This is a genomic window from Pauljensenia sp. C0254C2 (assembly GCF_056583835.1).
The window spans coordinates 1-24,186 of sequence record NZ_JBWPJO010000008.1; the positions used below are offsets into that span (position 1 = coordinate 1).

Below are 24,186 nucleotides of genomic sequence, written 5' to 3' on the forward strand. Positions count from 1 at the left end.
AAAGCCTGGGCAGGCAAATACAAACCCTAAAACAACACGACACGCCACCAATAGACACACAAATTGTCCGGTAACCCTTCATTTTGATACAAAGTGAGCGTCCTATTTTTGTGTTGCGCGGAGGGGCGGTTTGGCTTGTCAGCGCAGGTTTGTGGATTTTACTCGCTTGTCTATATGCGTCTGCGGGGGTCGCCGAGGTGATGCGCCTGAGGCTGATTTCAGCTAGTGGGTGCGTGCCTGGGAGTAGCCGCTAAAAAGTGTTGCTGGCGCTAAAAGGTTTGTATAGTGAACAGACTTCTTAGATCCTTTTTCTATTTTCTACTGGTAATCATGCGCGAGATCCGAGGCGTAGAGCATTATAGCTTCCCCAGCTTGGCGGATGGCTTGGCGTATATGTTCGCGTTTGAGGTCCAGTGAGCGTAGCTGGCCGTCTACTTCTGCGAGAGCTTCGATACGGCGGTATTGGGAACCGTGTCTTTCAGCGTAATCTGCATAGCCACCGTCCCCAACGAGGCAACCGCGCCATCCTCGCTTTTCAGTCGTTTCGATATCCGATTCATGGACTTTCCTATCTAAAGGATCTTGATAGATTTAGCGACTTTATCCAGATTTGCCTGGTTCTCTTTTTCGAACATGGCAGCAATGGAAACCACCGTATTGTCGTCAATCTTTATAAACCAGGCACGGCTCGTCAGGTTTTGATCACTAATCGTGAAGTCCAGGGTACGCACGTCATGTCCCTGCATTTTGATGTTTTCCACCCGACCTGGCTGTAGGTTGTACTCAAACCCGGTCGCTTGGGAAACGAACGTACCTTCTGCCTGTGGAATCTCAGTTACGTTAGGATCCTGATTACCGACCACATAGTTATACAGGTTTTTTGAAGCGTGGATATTGCTCCAGTTAAAGAATTCTCCTTCCGTATTGTCATAATCCTTTGGATAGGCAAACTCAACCTTGCCAGCAACTGTGTCAGTCATCCAGCCGTCGGGTACTTCCGGCGCTGCCTCTCCACCACCGGCGCAACCGGCCAGAGAAACTGCACAGACCGCAAACATGGCCCAAATCGCTTTGTGCTTCATTACACCCCTTTCTATCAACACCGACAATACACCACTACGTGAGTGTTACCACTGGTTTAGTGGACACCCAATTGGTACGGATGTTGTGTCCGTAGGAGAGGATGTTCATTGTGAGTCAGCAACGTAAGGGGGTTACACCGGAGTACCGGCGCGAGGCCGCGTATCTAGTGATTGAGTCCCAGCGCCCGATTGCTCATGTGGCGAGGGAAATTGGTGTCGCTCCTGGGCTTTTGGGCAAGTGGGTCAAAATGAGAGGGAGTGCCGAGGTGCCTGCGATGGGATGAGCGGGGCGGATCTTCGGGCTGAGAATGCTCGTCTGCGTCGTGAGTTGGCAGAGGCCAGGATGGACAACGAGTTTTTGCCAAAAGCGATACCCTTCTTCGCTGCGAAGCAACGCGAACGAAAAAGTTCGAACTAATGTGGCAGGAGAAGGCGAATTAAAGTTTCAAGCGTATGGCACGCCTGTTGAGGGTGTCTCGGTCCGGATACTACAAATGGGCTGGCAATCAGCAACTATTACAAGGAAGAACAACGGTTGATTTTTGCGTATTCTCCGAGCCGTGCGAGCGGTTCGGTGGCTGAGAAAGGGATGCAATCCGCGGCGGCGCAACGCTACATTGCTTTTCACGAGGCTGGCAAGGCTCAATGGCAGGGAATTCTTGATGAGGCTAAGCAGCCTTCGAGTGGTGTGTCTGGGATTCCTGGGGCTGTGGGTGGTGTGTCGAAGGTGTCGAGTGATCCGAAGGATGTTTTTGCGAAGTATGCGGATCGTCTGGAGGGCCTGACGGATGCTTTGAATGATTCCCAGAAGGCGACTTTGGGCATGATGTATAAGCTCGCTTCGAAGAAGGGAGGCGAGGACTCTATGCAGAAGGTTGAGGAGAAACTCGGTATTGACCTCGGTTCGAAAGCGGGTCTGGACAAACCAACCGCTGCAACGTCGTCGCATATTGAAACCGAGGCATAGCGCTTTGGAAGTATTTACGAAGCACCCTCGTGATTTCAACTATTTCCTGCGTTGTTGACTCACAATGAACATCCTCTCTTACGGACACATCATCCGTACTACTTGGGTGTCCACTAAACGAGGGTAACCTCTAAACCGTAATCTCCGTCTCGTTGACCGAAAAATCGAAATCTACGAAACTGACGGAAACGAGGAAGACCTTTTCAACCTCTTTCGTTCTAACAGCTGTGAATAGTTACCCCAATGGCATACGGGATCACTTCAGGTGTAGGAATTTGATGAGGAGCCACATGAATCGAGCAGAATTCCTGAAAATGATGGCTGCTGGCCAGGCACTCACACCCGGAAGTGAAGCCACGGAGTTCATGCATGCCCGCGCAGTCCAGACCCGGCTTCTGTGTCAGCAGCTGAACTCAGGGGTGCACAGCGCCGAGTAGCTCTGCGACATCATTCAGCAGATCACCGGCGAACCCGCCAATCCAACACTTAACGTGGTGACTCCCCTGACTATCGACTGCGGCATCAACCTGCATTTTGACGAGGGCGACTCACACGGATGCGAAATGTGCAATCACCGCGCCCGCTGACGGGTCAAGCGTGATTTCACCACCATAGGGCAGGACAAGTTGCGGTCGCGTATGGCCAAACGGCAACCCGATACACACCAGCAGGTCGCGCGTGTAGTCAACGATGTTGGACAGAAGGTACTCGGTGTAGGCCTCGCGGCGAGCCGTGACCACAGCTTCCGGCTCGTCGGGCATCTCCCGATTACGCACCACAGGACGGGCGAACACCAGACCTGCGGCGGCGTCCAGATACCCACGCTCCCCCATCGCGCGCACCCAGCGTCCCACGTAATCCGGCGGTGGCAGCATTTCGGATGTCTCCAGCAGAAGAATCGCACCTTCGAGTTCACGCGCCGCCGGCAGACGGTCCGCGAGCGCCAGCTGATCGATCACTTCCATGCAGCCGCCCCAGGTGCGCCCTCGTACAAGTGCGTCAGGGCCGATAAACTCGAGGGGAATTGCGCTTTCTCGTCGGACAGGCTCAGTCAGTGCCTGTGGCGTCGACCAGTCCCACCCGTAGTCCTCACTGTCTTCAGGCATGGGCAAGGGCAGGTCTTCCTGACCAAAAAGCGCTGCACGCACCGTTGCCAGGTGCTCGCTATCCACACCAGGGCCACTTCCGAAATGCACCATGGAGGCGCCACCGTGATATGACGCGATTTCGTTGCGCCACAACCAGTTCAGGATATTTGTGTTGTCACTGTATCCGAACACCGGTTTTGGGTCACGTCGGGCCAGAACAGGGTCAAGGAACCGGGTGATCCGGATCTGATCGTCGCCGCCCACGGTGGTGAAAATGGCGCGGATCTGCGGATCAGCAAGTGCGGCATTGAAGTCCCTAGCGCGATCAGCTGGTGACGCATTCATTGCCGCCGTGGTGGGGTATTCAACCACTTCCACATTCAGCAGCTCTTCCATGCGCGAGACCGCCTGGCGGTGAACCTCCGGGAAATAAGCCGGTGCCGCCCACGCAGGTGACAGCAGTGCCACTTTGTCGCCAGGCTCTGCAGGAACAGGTGCCGAAATCTGGTGTGCCATGGTTGCCATCGTAGAGCCACCGCGGGCACCTCTCCATGCACTCAGGCCCTGGCTGCGCCGAGCCAGGGCCTGAGATGTGTCCGCACCAAAGGTTCCAGTGCTTCTAGTCCTCCGTGGTGAACAGCGGATGGTCGATAAGTGAGACCGAGGGGTGCTCACATTCCAGATCCAGCACGGTGATCCGATGTCTGCCGGGTTTGAGCAGCGGCGACGGGACGTACAGTGCGTGCTGTGGCCCGATATTCCAGAAACGCCCCAGGCAGAAGTCATCAATCCAGGCGATGCCGTGACCGCATTGCGATACGTCCAGGTAGGCGTCCGCCTCGTCCTCGACGTCAAATGCCGCCGAGGCAAGAACTGGCAACCCGGCCGAAGCGCTGTGCTCAGAATTCGCCCCGTTCGCTTCCTCGCATGCGGCAAGGAGCGATTCTGGCGAAAGCGAGACAACCTGCCAATTGTTCAGGAAACGCACCCCGTACCAGATTCCTCGAACGACTCCCTTAGGATCGCCCAGGTGGGGGCCAAAGTTCACACGCCCCAGGTTCTCGACGAGTATTTCCAGCTCAACCGTTGTCCCCTCGAGCGATTGCCTCTCCGCAACATCGCCCAGCGCAGGCTCCAGCGATATTTCCTGGTCAGGATCGTTGCGATCAGCAACTCCCAGGAAGACCCCATTACCCCACACGTAGGCCCTGTCGTGCAGCTCCATGAACCGAAGCGGCACAATGGCGCCGTCAGACCAGGGGAAGACCGTGATCTCGCGTTTGAGCAGTTGGAATCCCAGGTCGATTCCCGCTTCTTCAAAGGTGGGAACCCACGGCCAGCCTTCACCTTCACTGTGCCACAAGGGCAGTGTGCGCAGGTTGTGGGAATGCTCGAGCTGCAGATCCAGGCGCGGCTGCATTGTGGGATTTTCCGTGATCCCCAGGCGTTCGCGTTCTGCCTCGTAATCGGGAAGATCCCGGTAGCGTGCGATCGTCTGTCGGTAGGCGTGGAATTTTGCCGTGAGCCTTCCGTCTTCAGCAATGGGAGCGTCGTAGTCGTAGCTGGTCGTGGTCGGCTGGTAGTCCTCCGCCTGGTTCGCACCGGCCCACAGGCCAAAGTTGGTGCCTCCGTGCGCCATATAGAAATTGACACTCATGCCGTGCGAGAGCATGAAATCAAGTTCGTTCGCACAGTCCTGGGCGTCTCTGTCGTGGTGGGGTTCTCCCCAATGGTCAAACCACCCGTTCCAGAACTCCATGCACATCCCCGGCCCGCCGTCTGTCCACTGAGACAGCACGGGGAGGACCTGTTCAGCTCGCGACCCGAAGTTACCGGTCGGATACGCGCCCTCCACGGTTCCGGCAGATAGCCACAGGGAAGCACCGCCGTCGCTTGTCACCAAGAGTTCATCGATCCCACGGTCGGTGACCATATCTCGCATAATCGCGAGGTATTGCGCGTCATCCCCCCATGAACCATATTCGTTTTCCACCTGGACGGCGACGACGTTGCCACCCCTGTTGGATTGGCGCTGCGCCACAATCGGGATGAGCTGATCGAACCAGCGGGACACTTCCGACAGGAACTTCTCATCGCGGCAGCGCAGCCGCAGGGATTTGTCGTGCGTCAACCACGACGGCAGACCGCCGTTTTCCCATTCGGCACAAATGTAAGGCCCTGGTCGCACAATTGCGTCCAGGCCAAGCTCCGCCGCAATGTCGAGGAAGCGGCCGAGGTCTCTGCCACCTTCAAATGACACAACCCCGGAAGCCGGGGCGTGAAAGTTCCACGCCACATATGTCTCGACGGTATTGCAGCCCATCAGGGCCAGCCGTTTGAGACGGTCTTCCCACAAATCCGGGTGCACTCGGAAATAATGCAGTGCACCGGAAATGATGAGATGCGGTTCATTGCCAAGCAGGAACTGCGCGCCCCGTACTTCCAGTGTTGGTCGCGTCATGATGATTTCAGATTCAAAATAGTGAGAATAGCATCTGCCGGCAAGGTGTTATTCGGTACCCAGGTAGTTTCTCCCTGAACAGGCCAGCCTGTCCACCTCATCGAGTTGAGCTCGGCTTTCCAGCCGGCAGTTGCTGTGGCGATGAACGGGGCCTCCTCAACCAGGATCTCCTGTGCTTCGACAGCCAGCTTCTTGAATGCATCATCCGTGCTTCCCGGTGGGAATTCTCCAAGCTTGACGCCGATCTCATCGAGACGCTCGTTCTTGAAGAACATCTCGTTGCCGTCATTCTTTTCTCCAGGCGTTCCGACGCGCGCCGAGTCAAAGTGCGTAACGATGTCCGTGATCTGCAGACCCTGCGTCGGGCTCGAGGACATCATGCCGTAGTCGCCCGATTCGACCAGCTGAGAAAATGGCTGGTCAGCCAGCTGGTTGATTCCCACTGTCAGGCCGAGGTTCTGCTTCCACTGGTCAGCTAGGATCTGCGCCGTCAGCACCCATTCGGTGTAGGGCTGGTAGACATCATATTGCAGAGTGTAGGACTGTCCGTCCTTCACCAGATTGCCGTCGACAACCTCCCATCCGGCGTCAGCCAGATCTTTCTTGGCGGCTTCGACATCCAGCTTTGCTTCCTGACCACTCGCGAGGATATCTCCGTACACGCTGGGGTCAAGACCAGCCTTCGTCGGCACTGAGTATCCAACGTTGACAGCCTTCGCGGCAGCTTCCAGGTCAATCGAATCGCGCAGCGCACGCCTGACTGCGGGATCGTCGTACGGTGCTTTCATCGTGTTGAAGACGATTCCGTCGCTGGTGCCCACCGGGTAGAAGGTATAGCTGAAGTGCTCGGGGTCCTTGCTGACGTATTCTTCATCAGCGTTTTCCCACCCGGCCGTGCCGTAGTCAATTGTCCCCTTCTTCAGGGCGTCCTTGGCGGCGTCAGCACTCATAGCCATGATCTTCACGGTCTTGACGTCAGTGGATGTGTCACCCCAGTAGTCGTCGCGCATCTTCAGTGTCAGCTGCTGAGGCGAGAAGGAATCAAGGACGAGGGGACCCGTCCCGATCGGCTCAGGGTTGGTGAAGGTAGCCGGATCCTCGTCTTTCCACACGTGCTCCGGAATGATCTGGCGCTTTGCGAATGAAACCAGGTCAGCGAACGCCGGTTCGTCGTACACGACCTTCACATGAGTGTCGTCGATAGCGCTGACTTCCTTGAATGGGTAGTACGCCTTGGTCTTTCCGTCGATCACGAGCTGCCAGGTGAACGCCACATCCTTCGCGGTGAATGGTTCACCGTCGCTCCACGTCGCATCGTTACGCAGGGTGAATGTCAGTTCTGTTCCATCCTCATTGAATTCCCATGATTCAGCAAGGAAGGGAAGAACCTCGCCGGCCTTGGTGCGATCAAGACGAACCAACGGCTCGTAGAAGAACGCTGTGCCCGGCGTAACCGCAGTTGCTGTCGGGGAGAACAGGTTGAAGTTCTGACTCCAGGTGGTTCCGCCCCAGCCGGCAATCTTAACCTCGGAGCTCGATGCGTCTCCGGAGGCACTCGACGATGCCCCGTCTCCCTTGTCGAAGGAGCACCCGACGCCGGTCAGCGTCACCGCTGACAACAGGCCGACTGCCAGTGCTCGTCTCCATCTCCTCATCATTGTGTGACCTTTCTGGTACGTAGTTGGATTTCTTTTATCGTTTTTTCGTTCTCTTGACTCGCCTGCTCGGATCCGGTGCAGCGCCAATCAGAACCCGCGTATAGTCGTGCTCAGGTTCGTGCACAATCTGTTCGGTCTGGCCCACTTCAACCAGCTTCCCGTGGTACATCACGGCCATCCGGTCAGACAGGTATCGCGCACTGGCGATGTCGTGCGTGATGTACAGGATGGACACGCCACGTTCATGACGCAGCTCATCGAGCAGATTCAGCACACCGATTCGTATCGACACGTCCAGCATCGACGTGGGTTCATCTGCCAGCAGCACAGACGGCTCCACAGCCAACGACCGCGCGATGGAGACGCGTTGCCGCTGCCCACCGGACATGGAACTGGGATACCGGTCGATGAACTCTGAGGCAGGAGTCAGATGCACGGTCTCCAGCAGTTCCAACGTTCGCTGCTCAACTTCCTGCCGACTAGTGGCGCGGCCATGCAGTTTCAACGCTCTGCCGATGATGTGACGCACCGTCTTCAGGTTGTTGAGCGAGGCAAACGGGTCCTGGAAGATCATCTGCACCTGCCCGTAGTACTCAATAGGCTTGATGCGGTTCGGCCCGCTGAGGTTCACCGTCTTGCCGTGCAGCAAAATCTGCCCGGAATCGATGTCACCGAGGAGGGCAAGGGCACGCGCCAGCGTCGTTTTTCCAGATCCCGATTCACCGACGAGGGCGACCACTTCACCCTTGTGCAGCTCGAGGCTGACATGATCGCAGGCAGTGACAGTGCTGCGTCCACCTGATTGCGCCTTGCCTTCAAAGGTGACGGTCACATCTTCAGCGGCGAGAACCACTTCAGTTTCGGGCATGGTCGTTCCTCCTCTCCACCATGACGGGGCAGGCCACTGAGCGCCTACCGCCAAGTTCAATCAGAGCGGGCGGTTTTTCCTCGCACCGCGCTTCTCTGAATTCACAGCGCGGCGCAAAGGGGCAGCCTGGTGGCAGATTCAACAGGTCGGGAGGGGTGCCAGGAATCTCGTGGAACTTACGCTTGGGCTGGGTCAACGAGGGGAAAGCATCCCGCAGACCACGCGAATACGGGTGGATCGGGTCATCTGCCAGGTCCTCGCCATCAGCAATTTCAATGAGCTTGCCGGCATACATGATTGCGATGCGATCAGCGATCTCGAGGAGCAACGACAGGTCGTGCGTCACGAAAATGACCGAGAATCCCAGCTTTTCCTGAAGTGCCAGAATCTCGTCGAGGATCTGGCGCTGCATGACGACATCGACGGCAGTGGTCGGCTCATCCATCACGATCAGTTCTGGATCGCATGCCAGCGCCAGCGCAATCAGTGAGCGCTGCCGCATCCCTCCGGACAATTCATGCGGGTAACGTGTCATGGCGTCAGGGCCAATGCCAACATCTTCCAGCAGCGACACTGCGCGTTCCTGGCGAGCCTTCTTATCCATCCTGGGATTATGGACTGCCAGCACGTCATCGAACTGTTTGCCCAGACGCATCACCGGGTTCAGGCAGGCCATCGCCGACTGCATCACGATTGACAGATCAACCCACCTCAGGGGGCGGATCTGGTCCTCACTGGCACGCGCCAGATCGATGACCTTTCCGTCTGGGGAATAGTAGCGAATTGCGCCAGATGCGATAACGGCGGGCGGTTTTTGCAACCTCATGATCGCTGTCAGAAGCGTCGATTTTCCGGAAGCTGATTCACCAGCCACGCCCAGGATCTCGCCTCGATGCAGCGTGAAGCTGACGTCGTTGCACGCCCGCGCATCGGCGTCAATACCAAGATAGTCGACGCACAGGTTGTCAACTTCCAGCAGTTTCACTGGCTCTGTCATGAGGTCACCGTCCCTGTATCTGCGCTCCACATCACGGGCTGATCGCTGGATCGAATCTCTCGGTCACGTTTCCTGTTGAACTTACGGGTGATGCTCGTCAATCGTGCGTTCAGTGAGGGGTTCGTGATTTCATCCAGACCGAAGTTCACCATTGCCGTCGCAAAGCCGATCAGGGCGATACAGATACCTGGTGGCAGGAACCACCACCACATGCCGCGCAGCAATGCGCCCTGCTGTTGTGCCTGCCCGATCTGCATACCCCAGGACATTCCGTTTGTATTTCCAATACCTAGGAATGCGAGGGAGGATTCAGCGAAAATGCCAGCCACCAGAGCACGCAGGAACATTGCCGAAATGATGCCGCCCAGGTGAGGCACGATTTCGACCATGACGATTCGCCACCTCTTTTCTCCGATTGAACGCAGAGCCGCAGTGAAGTCTCTGTTGCGAAGAGAAAGCGTTTGCGAACGGATGACTCGCGCACCACCGGGCCACTCCAGGAAGCCGATAATCAGGGCGATCATGACGATCCCGGCATTGTTGATGTAGCCGGCGATGATGAACATCAGTGCAAGGCTTGGGAGGGTCATCAGCACGTTCACGAAAGCCATCGTCACCTTGTCGATCAGGCCGACTGAGTATCCCGACCATGTTCCGACCAGGACAGCGATCACCGTTGCCAGAAGACCGGAAATCAAACCGACGAATACCGATCCGCGCGCGCCTTTCACCGTCTGCGCAAATACGTCCTGTCCGGCAAGGTTCGTGCCCAGAAGGTGTTCGCTGCTTGGCGCTGACCCCATGTTTTCGTAGTCGACGGCTGCCGGGTCCAGGTTCATCACTGTGGTAATGAACAGTTCACCGAAGATCGCAACGATCAGGAAGAAGATCAGGATAGAAATTCCGACCTGTACTTTGCGGCTTGAGAGAAATTGCTTGAGCATCAGTTCTCCCTCGTTCGAGGATCGAGAACCACGTACAGGGAATCTGCAACGAAGTTAGCGATCAGGACGGCAAAAACAATCATGAGGAAGATGTTCTGCATGACTGGATAATCCTTCGCGAGGATCGACTGCAGCAGCAGGTAACCGATCCCGGGGTAGGTGAAGACGATTTCACTGAGGACGACACCACCCACGATGCCTCCCATTGCCATGGCCAGATTCGTAATATTCGGCAGGAGCGCGTTACGCGCCGCGTAGCGGAACAGCACGGTTCGCTCGGGCAATCCCTTTGCTTTTGCCAGCGTGACGTAGTCTTCCGAAATCGTGGTCACCATCATGTTTCTCATCGAGAAAAGCCATCCGGCAAAACCGATCAGGATGAGGGTGAATGCGGGCAGTGCGCCATACCGCAGCACGCTCATCACGAAGTAGAAGTTATTGATGTCGAAAGGAACATCGGGGTCATATCCACCTGCACCAGGGAACCAGTTCAACTGGAAAGAAAAGACCCACAGCACGACCATCGATACCCAGAATGCTGGGAATGATGAGAACAACGTTGAAGCGGGAGTGAGGATGTTGTCGAGGCGCGATCCCGGGTTCCAGCCGACGATGGCTCCCAGAGCAGTTCCCACGAGCCAGGCGAGTAAAGTTGTCACACCTACCAGCAGGACGGTCCACGGCAACGCACCACTGATGAGTTCTCCCACGCTGGTCGGGTATCGCATGACGGAGATACCGAATTCGCCGTGCAGGACGTCCCAGATGTAGGTCAGGAACTGTTCCACGATGTTCTTCTGCGGATCGCCGTAGAGGGAATACATCGACTGAACCTGTTCTGCACTGAGCTTGGTTCCCGTTTGTTGTTCGATCTGGCGGGTCAACGTGACCACCGGATCGCCGGGCATGAAGCGCGGAATGGCAAAGTTCAAGACGACTGCCACAAAAGCAGTGACGACATAGAATCCCAGGCGTTTGAGCAGATAGACCAGCCCGGTTGGACTGTGTCGTTGCCGTGTCTTTTCCGCAGCGGCAACTTCTTCTACGGAAGCGACTCCTTCTCGAGACATCGGCACCCTCCCTTGGGTTACGTAGTCGATTCTTCACGCTACAAGTTGTGAGTATTACTTATATACGATCTTGGGATAATAGCGCGGCTCAGTTCAGTAGCCGTTATTTCACCTGGTTGTGATTGAAATAAGCAACAAGGTGTTCAGGAAGTTCGGGGATGTGGCGCGGCTCGTTCCCCTCGCGCAACGAACTCGTTGCCTGGATGCCGGCAGCCACCGCGTACCATGCTCCCAAAGGCGATGTGTCGGTCACCGCGTCGTGGGCAACGAATCGGAGGAACTCGTCAACAATCAGCTTGTCGGCGTCTCCATGCCCCTTCTCATCACCGATGATGGGGAACTGCTCGTCACCATCAGGGTTATAGATCGTGCGCTTATTCCACAAGCTGATGTGCCCGCCCTCGCCGTCACCGAAGTTTTCCAGACGCCCTTCGGTGCCGATCACCGTGTAGTTGCGCCAGTAATCGGGCGAGAAGTGGCATTGCTCGTATGAGGCCAGGACACCAGATTCCATTCGCATCAGCATCATGGACACGTCTTCGACATCGATAACGGCGTTCAAGCCCTTTTGGGTCATGGGCGGCCAATTGTCGAGGGAATACCAGTCGTGCATGAGCTCGTTGGAATGATCGCCGCGGTCGGTGATCTTGTCGTATACCATCAGGTCGCCCATTGCGACGACGTCTGTCGTGTGAGAGTCGGCCAGCCAGTGCATCACGTCAATGTCGTGTGCGGCTTTCTGCAGCAGCAGCCCCGTGCCGTGCTCACGCGTGGCGTGCCAGTCCTTGAAGTAGAAGTCGCCGCCTGCGCCCACGAAGTGTCGGCACCAGATCGTCTTGACTTCACCGATTCGCCCCGCGCGGATCAGATCACGCATGGTGCGCACGACGTTCATGTGGCGCATATTGTGACCGACGTACAGCTTCGATCCAGTTTCATATGCCGTCTCCAGGATGCGTGTGGCATCGTCAAGGTGGATGGCGAGCGGCTTTTCAACGTACACGTCGATTCCTGCCTTGAGCAGTTGACACGCGATGTCGGCATGGGTGTCATCTGGTGATGTCACAAATGCAACGTCAACGTCGCATTCAATGAGCTCGTCGACTGCTTCGCATACGGCAATCGAGTCCGGGTCCCGCTTGAGCTGTTTCTCGACGCGTTCGCGGCGCTGCGGATGCGGTTCACATGCTGCGACGATCTGCGCCGGAACACTGGCATTTTCGGCTCCCAGAGCCAGAGGGGCGCGGGCCCCGATCCCCACAACGCCGACTCTCAGTGGCGCAGATGAACTGGATGTGTGCTGAGTCGTCAACGTCGTATGCCTCCTGTTGAGTTGAGCTGACAGAATTGAGTGAAGGTGATGGAGCGTGGGCAGCTGCGAGGACCCTTCCCCGAAGAGGTGGCGATCTGCGTCCAGCAGTGCCCATGCGACGGCGCCAATTGAGGCGCAGGCCGTGCCGTAGGGAGATTCTTCGATTCGAAGATCAGGTGCGGATTCAGGGCGCAGACTGGCAAGTTTCCTCTTGATTGCTGCCATGACTTGCGTGGAGTTGGCGGGAAGGCCTGCAATGACGATGGTTCGCGGATCGACCACCACCCCCAGCGGTCCGATTATGCCGGCCAGTCGTTCGCCCCATTGGGCGTAGGCACGTTCGAGGGAGGCTCTGTCCTGCGGTGAATCCTGGGTGCCGACCTGATTGCGGGCAACGGATTCCTCCACGAGGGGCGCGTCCACCACGTCTGTGATTTCACCGGCATTGAATGAGCAGCCTCGGTGGAGTTGTCCTTTGAGGATCAGCCCCGTGTGGATGCCCAACTGGCAGTTCACGAACAGCAGGTCGTCATCGGCGGCAAGTTTTCCGTCGCTGACGCGAGTCACAAATTCACCCATTGCCGCAGCGTTGATGTCATTTTCGATTCGAACCGGGCATTCCAGATCGCGGCGCAGGGCATCACCGAATGGAAAACCAGCCCACGATGGGATCAGGTCTGAACGAACAATCGTGCCCTGGGCATCAATGACACCTGTGGTGGAGACGACGCAGGCGTGAACGGGTCCCCATTGGGGCCGCAGCTTTTCAATGAAGCGGGTGATGAGCGCCTCTACCTCGCGGTAGCGTTCCTGCCCGCTTTGCGCCTTCAGCTGAGCTACACGCGATTGGATGATGGAGCCGGACATGGAGATCGCGCTGATGGCCATTGTCCGTTGAAGCAGATCCACGCCCACAGCGAATCCTGCGTGGGGCGCCAGAGTGAATACGCGTGCCGGCCTGCCACCGTCAACGACGCTGCTTTGCTCAACGATCATTCCGCGTGCTGCCAGGCCTTCCAGGATCGGCGTCACGGTCGGTCGCGTCACGCTGCAGGCTTGAGCGAGCTGGGAATGGGTGGCGCCGCCTTGACGCAGCACGTTGATTACGTCCAGGGCACGCCGGTCTCCGCGCTCTGAACTACGCCGAGTGCTCATACTGCGTCCTCACTGCCTCATTGCCACGTCTTTCATGGGCATTATTGCGATGGACGTTCGCCCATCTCCCTTATGAAAGCCACTAATAAAAGTGAATATTAGAACGTGGGACCCATCGTGTCAATCTCACGACGCCTCGAGCGTGCACCTGCCCCGGATACGTTGGAACGCTCAGCGATCAGACAGATAATGCACTCAGAGGCCTTTGCAGGCATCCGGGCGACGAGTCCCGCGCATGTGAGCCGCTGCCACCAGCTGCAAAGAGGAGGACATATGTCTCACGTTCAGCACATCGCCGGCCGGTACGCCGATATTCACAAATGGCAAGAAGACCTGCGTGCTGACCTTCACCGCCATCCCGAAGTGTCGATGGAAGAAGAACGCACCAGTCAGACGATCATTGACGAGGTAACCGCCCTGGGCCTTGATGCCACCCGAGTGGGCCCGACCGGCGTGGTGAGCGTCGTTGCCAACGGTGACGGGCAACCCGTGCTGGCACGCGCACACATGGATGCGCTGCCCGCGCGCCCCTGAATCTGAGTACTACGACCAGTTCCCTCTGACCGTCAACGACCGCGACACGCATGATCGCGTCCGAACACCGTTCGACGCGTTCTTTGAGGACGGCGTTGTGGGTGATGGCGATCCGGTGACAGCGTCGGAGGACTTCTCCCGCATTCCCGGCGCCTGGGATGCGTCGTACCTGTACTGGAATGTGACGGGAACCGTGGATCCCAGCACGAGCGATGAGCCGCTCGCAGCTCATCACTCGCCGTTCTTTGCGCCCGCCACGCAGCCCACATTGCAGGTCATGACGCAGGCGCACATTGTGGCGGCACTGGCCTACCTGGATACTGACCAGCAGGGCTCACGCGTCGGCTCGAGCACCAGCACGCATGCCCTGCGCTGCCTCAACCGCGCTGTGACACCTCAAGCGTGGGATAGAACGACTCCCATCCGCCGCAGGATCGAGCCTTCTTGCCTGCTTCAACAATGAGCCCATGAAAGTGGGCCAGTTCAGGTGTCGTGAAGTCACCCTCGTCAATGAGGGGCTGAAGAGTGCGACGCGCGGCTTCATAGCTGCGAGGCACGGCCCACCCGGCGGCGCTCAGGAACCGGCGCGCATACAGGTCCCAGATGAATACGGGACGCTCATAGCCGTACAGCACGATGTCGTCGGCGGTTTCAGGGCCGATCCCCTTCAAGGCGATGAGGCTCGCGCGCAGTTCGTCGGTCGGCAACCGCGTGTGGGACGCGTCGTCGAGGAACCAGCGTGCTGCACGGATGAGGGTTTCGGACTTGGCGCGCATGAAGCCGCTGGGACGGATCAGGCGCTGCAGGTCGGCAGATGCAGTGGTCGCCAGTTTCTGCGCTTCGAGCAGGCCGGCTTCGCGCAGATTTGCCAGAGAATACTCCACGTTGCGCCACGCCACATTCTGCGTCAGGACGGCACCCACCACGATCTCGAAGCGGGTGTCGGCCGGCCACCACTGACCGGCGTCAATGCGCCTGCACAGCGCGTCAAAAAGCGCTCGCGCCGAGGGAGCGGCCGATGTCACTGCTCCTCCGTTGCATGAGAGACAGGTGCGACCAGTGAGCTGATCAGGTCAGCAATGGTGGCGTTGAGCTCGTCCAGCGGGCTGGATCGACGCCATACCAGGTTGATGGAGCGGTAGGGGCGCGGCGGGCAAAACTCGCGAAGAACCAGACCGTCGGGTTGCGCGATCGGAGGGATCGTCGCCAGCCGAGGCAGCAGCGTCACTCCGCTCCCGGCTGCGACCATGTAGCGCAGCGTCTCGAGCGACGTGGCGCGGAAGGCTGACTGGCGGGCACCGACTTTTTCGCAGATGCTGACCGTGCTGCGACGCATGCAGTGTCCTTCTTCAAGCAGAATCACCTCATGATCGGCCAAATCGCCCAAGTCAACGGGCGTGGTTTGCTCGCCTAGGGCTGACGTGCTCGAGGTTGCCAGCACGAAATCCTCGTCAAAAAGGTGCGCCACGGTCAGGCCCGACTCCGCAGACGTATCCGCCAGAACAGCCGCGTCAATTCTGCCGGATGCAAGCGCGTCCATGAGTGCGAGAGATTTTTCCTCGACGAAATGGGCGGTCAGGTCTGGCAACGCTTTCCCAAGTTCGGGCGCAAAGCGCGGCAAAAGGTAGGGTGCAATCGTCGGGAATACGCCGATGGCGACGGTGGCGGCCAGAGGATTCGATCCGCTGCGACCGACCTGCTCAATGTGGTCCAGGTCAGTGAGGATGCGACGCGCATAGTAGACAACGTCACGGCCAACCGGGGTGATCAGCACCTGCTGCGTTCCGCGTTCAACCAGCTGGGCTCCCAATTCCTCCTCCAGCTTCTTGACCTGCGCTGACAGCGTCGGCTGCGAAACGTGAGCACGCTGAGCAGCACGCGTGAAGTTCCGCTCCTCATCCAACGCGACAAGATACTCCAGGGCCCGAACGTTCCTCACCTTGACGCACTCCTTCCTGATGTGTGATCCGCTGAGCAGGCGGTGGATCCCCATCACCAACATGGCGAGCCCGAATCGCCTGGCTCAGTTCCTGCTCAGCGTGATCACATTTTTCGCTGCCGCCTGGTCGCGACCTAGTCGTGGTGCGGGGCGCGAATCAGGTAGTTGAACGCACTCAGTGCGGCGGTGGCGCCGGAGCCGAATGCCGTCACGATCTGCTTGTATGGTTCATCTGTGCAGTCACCGGCAGCAAAAATCCCGAGCACGTTGGTCTTTCCTTCGCGATCTGTCACAACCTCACGCCGGTCGCTCAGTTCCACCTCTTCGGGAAGCCACTGCGTGTTCGGAACCAGGCCGATCTGGATAAAAATGCCGTCCGTGTCGACCGAGCGCGTCTCGCCGCTTGCACGATCTTCATATGCCAGGGCAGTCACTTTCTGACCGTCACCGATCACTTCAGTGGAGCGTGCTCCGACAATGACATCAACATTGTCGAGGGCGTCCATCGCATCCAGTAGCACTCGGTCAGCTTTGAGCTGATCCAGGAATTCGACTACGGTGACGTGGCGCGCGACGCCGGCCAGGTCGATAGCCGCTTCGATACCGGAGTTTCCGCCGCCGATCACAACGACGTCCTTGTTCTTGAACAGTGGACCATCGCAGTGCGGGCAGAAGGACACGCCCTTATTGCGGTATTCCTCTTCGCCGGGTACACCCAGAGTTCGCCACGTCGCACCGCTGGCCACGATGACGCTCCTGGCGCGCAGGTGCCCGCCTGAACGTGTCACCACGGTATGCAGCGGATAGTCTCGCGAGTTGTCGTCAGCACTGACCGCAGCGATTTCAAGGCGATCCGCCCACTGCGGCACGTACACATCGATGTCGTACTGGTTGATGTGTTCAGTCAGATCGGCAGCCAGCTGAGAACCTGTTGTGTGCACCTGAGAGATGGCGTTTTCAATACTCTCGGTTTCCACCACCTGACCACCGCGGTGATCCATCACCATTGCGGTGCGGATACCCTTGCGAGCGGTGTAGATGGCAGCTGACGAGGCGGCCGGCCCTCCGCCGACAATCACCACGTCGTAGGGTTCTTCCTGATTCATCTGGTCAACCGCGGCCTGGGCGCCGCCCTCGTCCAGCATGGAAACGAAGTCGTCGAGTGTCGTGCGACCGGAGGAAAACATCTCGTCGCCCTCGAATGTGACGGGCACACTCATGATTCCGTGGTTTTCGACCTCGCTTTGGAAAGCGCCGCCTTCAACTGCGGTGTGGCGAATCGAGGGATTGATGATGGAGATCGTGTTCAGTGCCTGCACGACTTCCGGGCAGTTTTGGCACGTGAGCGACATGTAGGTCACGAACTCGCGCGGGCCTTTGATGCGCTGAATGGCCTGGCGTTGCTCGTCGGAGATCTTGGCGGGGTGACCGCCGACCTGCAGAAGCGCCAGGACAAGTGAGGAGAATTCGTGACCCAGTGGCAGTCCCGCGAACCTCACCTCGACATCCGTACCGATGCGGCGAACGGCGAAGGATGGTGTGCGAGGGTTTGCCTCGTCGGTGAGGGTAATGTTCTCACTCTTGGCAGCTATTTCCTCCAGCAGCTCCCGTACCTGCGCCGACAGATCGGAGTTATCCAGGCTTGCAGCGAGTTCAATCGGCGCTACTACTTTGGTCAGCAGCTGCGACAGTTGGGCGGAAAGCTGGTCATTCAAAACTGGCATGGCGTTACGTGCCTTTCACAAAATTGCGGACGCGGGAGGGCAGGTGTCGCCCTCGTGATGCGCCAATCCCGCACCGACGCGTTCTCACGTGCGGCGAGAACTTACGTGTGCGGGATGGCGTGACGTTCAGTGATGCGGGTCAGATCTTGCCGACGAGGTCCAGGGACGGAGCCAGCGTCTCTTCGCCTTCTTCCCACTTCGCGGGGCACACTTCGCCCGGATGCGCGGCGACATACTGAGCTGCCTTGACCTTGCGGATCAGTTCGGCTGCGTTGCGGCCGATTCCCTCCGAGGAGACCTCGAAGAACTGGATAACGCCGTCTGGATCGATGAGGAAGGTGGCGCGGTCAGCCAGGCCGACGCCTTCGCGCATGTTCTCGAAGTTGTTGGTCAGTTCACCTGACGGATCACCGATCATGTAGTACTTGATCTTGGCGATTGTGTCGGATGCTTCGTGCCATGCCTTGTGCGTGAAGTGCGTGTCGGTGGACACGGAATAGACCTCAACGCCCAGTTTCTGCAGCTCGTCGTAGTAGTCCGCCAGGTCGCCCAGCTCGGTCGGACACACGAAGGAAAAGTCAGCTGGGTAGAAGAAGAAAATGGCCCATTTGCCGAGGACATCCTGTTCGGTCAGTTCAACGAATTCGCCCTCTTTGAACGCTGTGGCCTTGAAGGGGCGGATCTGGGTGTTCATCAAGTTCATGGTTCTCCTATCCGAGTTTCGCCAACCGCTCACGCACATGACGAGCATGTCGAACGGTTTCTCACAACACTCTCAGTATAGACCAAACCAATGCAACTTACCACTTCAATAGATTTCCTCTATCACATGGTGTACGACCGCTAGTGCGGGAGGTCTGATTAGCTGCAATGCAGCGACGGGATAGCGTAACGCTGTACAGGAATGGCGCGATGCACCGCCAGGATGGATACGTCCGTATAAGACAAGCAGGCGTCTGCGCACATTCCCCTAGATCTTCGGGATCTTCGTGCACATACCCCTAGATCTTCCGCCAATTGTGCACATACCCCTAGTTCTAAAGCCCACCACGCCTCTCGAAATTTCCATCATGCGTCCTGACCAGCGAAAACAGAAAACAGTACGCAGACGGGAGGCTTAGATCTAGGGCTTCGTGCAAAAAGAAGCGTAGATCTAGGGGATTGTGCAGCTGGAAAGTTTAGATCCAGGGGGTTGTGCACGCTGAGCGTGATTTTCAGACCCGCAAACTCACCAGGCTTTGCCGGGTCGGCGACTCTGCCGGGCACACTGCACTGCCGAATCGGCAACTCCATCGGACGCGACGCGCTACCAGGCCGACATCAACATGAGCGATGCAGCGCCGAAGCAGCACCGTTATTGGGCGCGACGAGACTCCAGAACCGCGTCCAGATCGAACGCGACATCCGCCTGAGCGGCGACCTCTTCAGTCGAACGCATCTGCTGACCGGAAGATGAGCTCGCGTGGATAGGACGCCCTCGGACATCGGAAGGGACCTGAGGGATGCCTCGCAAATCAGTATCGGCGTGCACCACTCGGCCGGTAATCTCCTGGCGTGATGCGTAGGTCGGTGCAGGGATGCGCTGGACGGACCATGCGCGCTGCGTCTGGGCGACATCGCGGGTCGCCTGGTCGAGTCGTGCGTCCTCGTCATCAACACTGTGAGACGCCTGCGCCTCGTCGTCGACACGTTGGATTTCGATCGACGCGTCGGCTCCAAGGGCTTCATCCGGCCCCTCGTCGGTTGCCGTTTCAGACGCAGGAGCATGCTCCACAGTCTCGGAGGCGACGGGCGAAGGCGAGGAATTGCGGCGTGCCGAGGTGCCACGCGTCAGCTCCATAATCCGCTTTTCTTCGGCTTCACCAACGCGCTGGGAACGAATGGCGCTCCAGCGTGACACGCCAAGGCCAGCAGCAAGTGCCACCGCGGGAATCAAAACCCATGCCCATGACATCGTGGTCAGCGCTGCAATCAGCATCATCAGCACAGTGATTGCTGCACACACCCCACTGAGGATCATTCGGCGCTGACCTGCTGCCTTCTCACTGGCAATACGTGCCGCGCGGCGTGCACGCAGGCGCGACAGTTCGCGGGTGCGCACATAGTCTCGTTGCGCGTGGGTCGTCCCGTCGGGTCGACGTGCGGATCGCGATTCGTCAGCCATGGTGTCTCCTCGATGACCACGAAGGTGAGCAGGTTGTTGGGTGGCCGGCAGCGCCGGGCGCGCGTGGTAGTCATCCGCTCCAGCAGCATCATCGGATTGCAGCGCCTGATGCGCCAACAACGGTGTCGAGCCGCAGTGCGAATTGGCGGTGGATGAAGTATCGCCACTGTGATGGCGCAGTGCCGATTCCTCATCAATCAGACGCATCCTGGGCGAGAATCGGTCAGCCTCGCGGGACTGAGTGATCGCCGTGCGTCGGTCAACAAGGTGCGGCACAATCACGACGATCGTGATCGCGATTGCCATCACAACAATGATTCCACCGTACTCCACGTATTAACGCTACGGCACGGGCTGCCAAAAACAGGTTCTGACGCGCGCGCCGGCGCCAAATGAGAGGCGAATCAGGTCAGCGTCAGCGGCATTTTCCACACGGATTGGACGATGCCGCCCTCGGGCCAGGATTCCGTATCCAAAGCGAAGCTGACGTGATCAGCCCACCTGCCCGCAATGCACATGTAACGCTTCTTGTAGCCCTCTTCACGCAACCCGATTTTTCGGCACAATCCCAAAGATCGATCATTTTCCGGCCGGACGTTGACCTCCACCCGGTGCAAGCCCAGCTCACCGATCATCAGGTCGATGACGCCAGCCACGCACAGCGCACCCAGCCCCACCCCAGCGGCTTTCCTGACCATCCAATAGCCGATGACGCCCTGACACATCGCCCCCCACTGAACATTGGAGACGGTGATCAAACCCAGCGGTTGACGGTCGCATTCGACCATCATGACAAGGCTCGTTCCGCGCTTTTGCTGCCTGTCGACCTGACGCTGATAGGTCCAGATGTCGGGGAGTTCCTCTGTCGATCCGACCGGCAGCGTCGCCTCCCAGGGTTTGAGCCACGCAGAATTCTCGGCACGCGCTTTCTCGATGCGAAGATGATCGCTACCGTAGGCCGGACGGATCACAACACTGTCCCCGAGCTTCACGGCGCTATCACGCCCCGTTCGCGCAGCGCTCCCCGTCGCCCCGATTCTCGAGGCACTGCCATGCGGCCTGATCAGAGCGCGACCCACAGGATCGTCGATGCGAATCGTCAGCTCATCGGGGTGGCGTCCCCAGATCCGCGGCCTGCCGAACAGCATTAATCAAGCACCATGCATTGCAGGGCGTCACCGGCACGCACATTCGTGACCTCTTCGGGCACGACCGCCAGTGCGTTCGATTCAGCCAGTGCGGACAGCAATAGCGCTGCAGGTGATCCCATGACTTTGGCCTGGTATCCGGTTCGAGGCGACCCCGTCAGGCGCACGCGGACAAATTCGCGTCGCCCTCGTGGTGAATACCATGAGCGATCCACGCGAGCCTGCACGCTCGGCCTGCTGAGTGTCGTCCATCCCTGCATCTGTCGAAGAGCAGGACGCACATACACTTCGAAACACACCTGCGCGGATACAGGGTCACCGGGCAGGCAGAAGATCGGAGTCGCGTCATCTTCGTCACCGACGGTTCCAACTCCAAGGATATGCCCGGGCCATGCGGCCACATTGTCAAAGCGCACCGTGCCCAGCGCGCCGAGCACTTCGCGCACCGTATCGCCTGAGCCATACGAGATGCCGCCGGTCGTGATGATGAGGTCAGCGCGAACCAGCTGGTCCTGGATCGTTTCGCGCAGTGCCTGACGGCCATCAGGAACGGCTGCCACGCGGAAGGTTTGAGCACCCGCATCCGCCACAGCGGTGGAAAGGGCATGCCCGTTGGCATCGAACACCGTGCCGGGTCGTGCCTGTTCACCCGGCTCCACAAGCTCGTCACCAATCGACAGGATCACCACACGTGGACGTGGATGCACTGTCACTCGTGAGCGCCCCACGCCGGCCAGAAGCGCTACCTGGCGTGCACCTACACGCGTGCCGTGACGCAGAACCACGTCTCCCTCGACCACGTCTTCGGCGCGACGCCGGATGTTCTCACCGCGCGCCGGCTGGGTGCGCACGGTCACTTTAGCCATACCGCGATCCGTAAAATCCAGTGCGATCACCGCATCTGCACCTGTGGGCACCGGCGCTCCCGATGCAATGCGGATGGCAGTTCCCGGCACCAGCGCGGCCGGGTCAACATCTCCAGCCTTGACTTCCTCGGTGACCGGCAGGGTCACCATACTGTCCGGGCGCGCCCCTTCGAGGTCAGACGATCGCACGGCGTACCCGTCGCATCCGGCCAGATCCGCTACGGGAAGGTCGAAGCGGGCCTGCACGTCTTCAGCCAGCACGCACGACACAGCATCAGCGAGCTGGACTTCCAGCGGCGGCTGCTGGCCAACAGTTGACAGGCAGTCTTGGTAAAACTCTGCGACCGAACGCATTCAGGTTGTCCCTTCAGTGGTGCTCGGGTGACGTGCTGTCAGAATCGTCGAGGGCGTCCCCCGGCTGTGTTGCCATGAGCTCTTCCAGGAACGAGCGTACTCCGGGTCCCAGTTCCGGGTCCTCCAGCGCCAGTTCAATGGAGGCGGTGAGGTAGCCGAGTTTGTCTCCGGTGTCGAAGCGGCGGTCATCCAGAACCAGGCCAACTACGCCACCTCCTTCTTCGGCTGGCACGTCGATGAGTCGGGCATATGCGTCGGTGAGCTGGTATTCACCACCGTGACCGGGTTCGATATTTTCCAGTTCCGTGAAGATACGCGGATTGAAGACGTAGCGGCCCACCACGGCGTATTCGCTGAGCACCTCATCGACCGGGGGCTTTTCGACAACCTTGTTGAGGCGGAACAATGTGCCTTCCTCAATGTCGATGGGCAGGCCTTCCGGAATCGGCATCGGGGTGACGTCAACAGAAGCATAAGCGGTTGCCTGTTCGGGTGTGACACGCATGAGTGCGACAACCGATCCGCCGATCGCCGTGCGGATCGCGAGCATTTTCTCCAGCAGGCGGGACTTTGGGTGCATCAAATCGTCCGGCAGCATGACGGCAAAAGGATTGTTACCAACGTGGAAGCGTGACTGAAGGACGGCATGTCCCAGCCCCAGCGGATGTCCCTGGCGCACAGAGTGCATGCGCGCGAGGTGCTCATATTCGCGCACGATCTTGAGCAGTGATTCCTTGTGAGAGGCCTCCAGTGCCGCCTCCAGGCCGGGATCTGCGTCGAAGTATTCCTCGATGGCATCTTTGCCGGTGCGAGTGATGATCAGCATGTCTTCAATGCCGGCTCGAGTGGCTTCGCGCGCAATATATTCAATGGATGGTCGGTCAACGACCGGCAGCATTTCTTTGGGCACAGACTTCGTTGCCGGCAAGAATCTCGTTCCGCGTCCAGCTGCTGGGATCACGGCGTGACGCACGCGCGCGTGACGAGTGGGCTCAGTTTCGCTCATGTCTGCCACAGTATCCTAAGTAGGAGATGTTCAGTGCTCAGGAGGGGCCATGTTGCACGAAAAAGCTCCACTTCGCGCCAGAATTCGCGCCCAGCGGCGTGACAGGCGCGCCCGGTGGGATGCACTCCCTGGCCGCGAAGCCGATGAGTTGCGCCGGCGGGAGCAACGCGGACTGGTCCGCTCGTGGCTGCAGGCCTGTAACGCGCTCGGAGTAGGGTGTCCTCACCTCCCGGCACTGTTTGTTCCAACCACCACCGAGCCGGATGTCTCAGCCATCGTCGCTGAATCGGGTCGCTGCTTCCTGCCTGTTGTCGTTAACCGGCAGGGGCGTGCACTGGACGAACCTGCGTGGGGCTGTATTGATTTTCCTGATGCCAGCACATCTGCCTGGTCATCATTGACGACTGACCGTCTGGCAGCAGTCCTCGACCAGCCTTCTGCACGCTGGCCTGCCCAGCCTCATCTCTCCGATGCGCCCTATGCCGAACTTCCTGACAGCGTCGACATTGTATTGCTTGCGGGCCTGGCCGCCGACCTTTCGGGCACGCGCCTGGGCCAGGGCGGCGGGTGGTATGACCGGGCCTTAAGTAGGTGGAACACGGATCACGCTGAGAGGTCGCCGCAGGAAAGCGCACTGCCTGTGAGGCGCCGTGCTCCACTGGTCATCGCACTGTTCGATGAAGAGGTGTGGGATACAGGCGCCTTGCCTGTCGATCCTCACGATGTCGCCGTAGACGCGATTGTGACACCCACACGCATGGTGATGCTGACTCGCTGACGCCCGCGACACAGCCACACCTGTCAGTTCGCATACCTGATGGCGGCGCAGAGCAGGCATCAAAAGTGGCA

24 protein-coding genes are annotated in these 24,186 nt (G+C 58.7%); 6 read left to right on the top strand and 18 right to left on the bottom strand.

Annotation, left to right across the window (positions count from 1 at the left end):
- Positions 1-431: 431 nt before the first annotated feature.
- On the bottom strand, positions 432-560 hold the full coding sequence (locus AC1DA5_RS07145) for a hypothetical protein (RefSeq protein ID WP_257525666.1): 129 nt from the start codon (positions 558-560) through the stop codon (positions 432-434).
- Positions 561-572: 12 nt separating this feature from the next.
- Positions 573-1,082 (bottom strand): hypothetical protein, encoded by a 510-nt coding sequence (locus tag AC1DA5_RS07150; protein ID WP_058237810.1) that lies wholly within the window; start codon positions 1,080-1,082, stop codon positions 573-575.
- Between the two features lie 101 nt (positions 1,083-1,183).
- Between AC1DA5_RS07150 and AC1DA5_RS07155 the strand changes: the two genes are divergently transcribed.
- The 3 genes from AC1DA5_RS07155 (at position 1,184) to AC1DA5_RS07165 (ending at position 2,486) form a co-directional block, all read left to right on the top strand.
- The gene (locus tag AC1DA5_RS07155) at positions 1,184-1,366 is read left to right on the top strand and encodes a transposase (RefSeq protein WP_082628667.1); all 183 of its coding nucleotides are present in this window, start codon (positions 1,184-1,186) and stop codon (positions 1,364-1,366) included.
- Positions 1,367-1,617: 251 nt separating this feature from the next.
- Positions 1,618-2,049 (top strand): hypothetical protein, encoded by a 432-nt coding sequence (locus AC1DA5_RS07160; protein ID WP_058237809.1) that lies wholly within the window; start codon positions 1,618-1,620, stop codon positions 2,047-2,049.
- A 290-nt stretch (positions 2,050-2,339) separates the two neighbouring features.
- Positions 2,340-2,486, top strand: a complete 147-nt coding sequence (locus tag AC1DA5_RS07165) for a hypothetical protein (RefSeq protein WP_480289707.1) — start codon at positions 2,340-2,342, stop codon at positions 2,484-2,486.
- Positions 2,487-2,597: 111 nt separating this feature from the next.
- Here AC1DA5_RS07165 and AC1DA5_RS07170 read toward each other — a convergent pair whose 3' ends face one another.
- From AC1DA5_RS07170 to AC1DA5_RS07205, 8 genes are all read right to left on the bottom strand, one after another.
- Positions 2,598-3,653 (bottom strand): S66 family peptidase, encoded by a 1,056-nt coding sequence (locus tag AC1DA5_RS07170; protein WP_092649047.1) that lies wholly within the window; start codon positions 3,651-3,653, stop codon positions 2,598-2,600.
- A gap of 103 nt (positions 3,654-3,756) precedes the next feature.
- Positions 3,757-5,598, bottom strand: coding sequence for a glycoside hydrolase family 35 protein (locus AC1DA5_RS07175; RefSeq protein WP_480289709.1), 1,842 nt, complete (start codon positions 5,596-5,598; stop codon positions 3,757-3,759).
- Complete coding sequence (locus AC1DA5_RS07180; protein ID WP_092648223.1) at positions 5,595-7,256, bottom strand: ABC transporter substrate-binding protein; 1,662 nt, start codon at positions 7,254-7,256, stop codon at positions 5,595-5,597. Before AC1DA5_RS07180 ends, AC1DA5_RS07175 begins: the two co-directional genes overlap by 4 nt.
- A gap of 34 nt (positions 7,257-7,290) precedes the next feature.
- Positions 7,291-8,124, bottom strand: a complete 834-nt coding sequence (locus AC1DA5_RS07185) for an ABC transporter ATP-binding protein (protein WP_285016033.1) — start codon at positions 8,122-8,124, stop codon at positions 7,291-7,293.
- The gene (locus tag AC1DA5_RS07190; RefSeq protein ID WP_480289710.1) at positions 8,111-9,121 is read right to left on the bottom strand and encodes an ABC transporter ATP-binding protein; all 1,011 of its coding nucleotides are present in this window, start codon (positions 9,119-9,121) and stop codon (positions 8,111-8,113) included. Before AC1DA5_RS07190 ends, AC1DA5_RS07185 begins: the two co-directional genes overlap by 14 nt.
- Positions 9,118-10,065: an ABC transporter permease gene (locus AC1DA5_RS07195; RefSeq protein ID WP_074026244.1), complete on the bottom strand. Its 948-nt coding sequence runs from the start codon at positions 10,063-10,065 to the stop codon at positions 9,118-9,120. The genes AC1DA5_RS07190 and AC1DA5_RS07195 overlap by 4 nt, the downstream gene beginning before the upstream one ends.
- A complete protein-coding gene (locus tag AC1DA5_RS07200; RefSeq protein ID WP_480289712.1) occupies positions 10,065-11,135 on the bottom strand; it encodes an ABC transporter permease in 1,071 nt (356 codons plus the stop codon). The genes AC1DA5_RS07195 and AC1DA5_RS07200 overlap by 1 nt, the downstream gene beginning before the upstream one ends.
- Before the next feature lie 103 nt (positions 11,136-11,238).
- Positions 11,239-13,602 (bottom strand): ROK family protein, encoded by a 2,364-nt coding sequence (locus AC1DA5_RS07205; RefSeq protein ID WP_350309984.1) that lies wholly within the window; start codon positions 13,600-13,602, stop codon positions 11,239-11,241.
- Positions 13,603-13,875: 273 nt separating this feature from the next.
- On the opposite strand from AC1DA5_RS07205, the gene AC1DA5_RS07210 reads away from it, so the two are divergent.
- A complete protein-coding gene (locus AC1DA5_RS07210; protein WP_058237802.1) occupies positions 13,876-14,136 on the top strand; it encodes a hypothetical protein in 261 nt (86 codons plus the stop codon).
- The gene (locus AC1DA5_RS07215) at positions 14,114-14,599 is read left to right on the top strand and encodes a hypothetical protein (RefSeq protein WP_480289714.1); all 486 of its coding nucleotides are present in this window, start codon (positions 14,114-14,116) and stop codon (positions 14,597-14,599) included. Before AC1DA5_RS07210 ends, AC1DA5_RS07215 begins: the two co-directional genes overlap by 23 nt.
- Here AC1DA5_RS07215 and AC1DA5_RS07220 read toward each other — a convergent pair.
- The 8 genes from AC1DA5_RS07220 to AC1DA5_RS07255 form a co-directional block, all read right to left on the bottom strand.
- The gene (locus AC1DA5_RS07220) at positions 14,514-15,161 is read right to left on the bottom strand and encodes an endonuclease III domain-containing protein (protein ID WP_480289716.1); all 648 of its coding nucleotides are present in this window, start codon (positions 15,159-15,161) and stop codon (positions 14,514-14,516) included. The genes AC1DA5_RS07215 and AC1DA5_RS07220 overlap by 86 nt on opposite strands.
- Complete coding sequence (locus tag AC1DA5_RS07225) at positions 15,158-16,075, bottom strand: LysR substrate-binding domain-containing protein (protein ID WP_480289718.1); 918 nt, start codon at positions 16,073-16,075, stop codon at positions 15,158-15,160. Before AC1DA5_RS07225 ends, AC1DA5_RS07220 begins: the two co-directional genes overlap by 4 nt.
- Before the next feature lie 134 nt (positions 16,076-16,209).
- The gene (gene ahpF, locus AC1DA5_RS07230; protein ID WP_058237800.1) at positions 16,210-17,799 is read right to left on the bottom strand and encodes an alkyl hydroperoxide reductase subunit F; all 1,590 of its coding nucleotides are present in this window, start codon (positions 17,797-17,799) and stop codon (positions 16,210-16,212) included.
- A gap of 139 nt (positions 17,800-17,938) precedes the next feature.
- Positions 17,939-18,502 (bottom strand): alkyl hydroperoxide reductase subunit C, encoded by a 564-nt coding sequence (gene ahpC / locus AC1DA5_RS07235; protein WP_058237799.1) that lies wholly within the window; start codon positions 18,500-18,502, stop codon positions 17,939-17,941.
- Positions 18,503-19,153: 651 nt separating this feature from the next.
- Positions 19,154-20,296, bottom strand: a complete 1,143-nt coding sequence (locus AC1DA5_RS07240; protein WP_480289720.1) for a hypothetical protein — start codon at positions 20,294-20,296, stop codon at positions 19,154-19,156.
- A 71-nt stretch (positions 20,297-20,367) separates the two neighbouring features.
- Positions 20,368-21,111: a GNAT family N-acetyltransferase gene (locus tag AC1DA5_RS07245; RefSeq protein WP_480289721.1), complete on the bottom strand. Its 744-nt coding sequence runs from the start codon at positions 21,109-21,111 to the stop codon at positions 20,368-20,370.
- The gene (locus AC1DA5_RS07250) at positions 21,111-22,331 is read right to left on the bottom strand and encodes a molybdopterin molybdotransferase MoeA (RefSeq protein WP_480289723.1); all 1,221 of its coding nucleotides are present in this window, start codon (positions 22,329-22,331) and stop codon (positions 21,111-21,113) included. The genes AC1DA5_RS07245 and AC1DA5_RS07250 overlap by 1 nt, the downstream gene beginning before the upstream one ends.
- A gap of 13 nt (positions 22,332-22,344) precedes the next feature.
- A complete protein-coding gene (locus AC1DA5_RS07255; RefSeq protein WP_285016023.1) occupies positions 22,345-23,337 on the bottom strand; it encodes a UTP--glucose-1-phosphate uridylyltransferase in 993 nt (330 codons plus the stop codon).
- 49 nt (positions 23,338-23,386) lie between these two features.
- On the opposite strand from AC1DA5_RS07255, the gene AC1DA5_RS07260 reads away from it, so the two are divergent.
- Entirely contained in the window at positions 23,387-24,115 is a 729-nt protein-coding gene (locus AC1DA5_RS07260) for a 5-formyltetrahydrofolate cyclo-ligase (RefSeq protein WP_480289725.1), read from the top strand.
- Positions 24,116-24,186 lie beyond the last annotated feature (71 nt).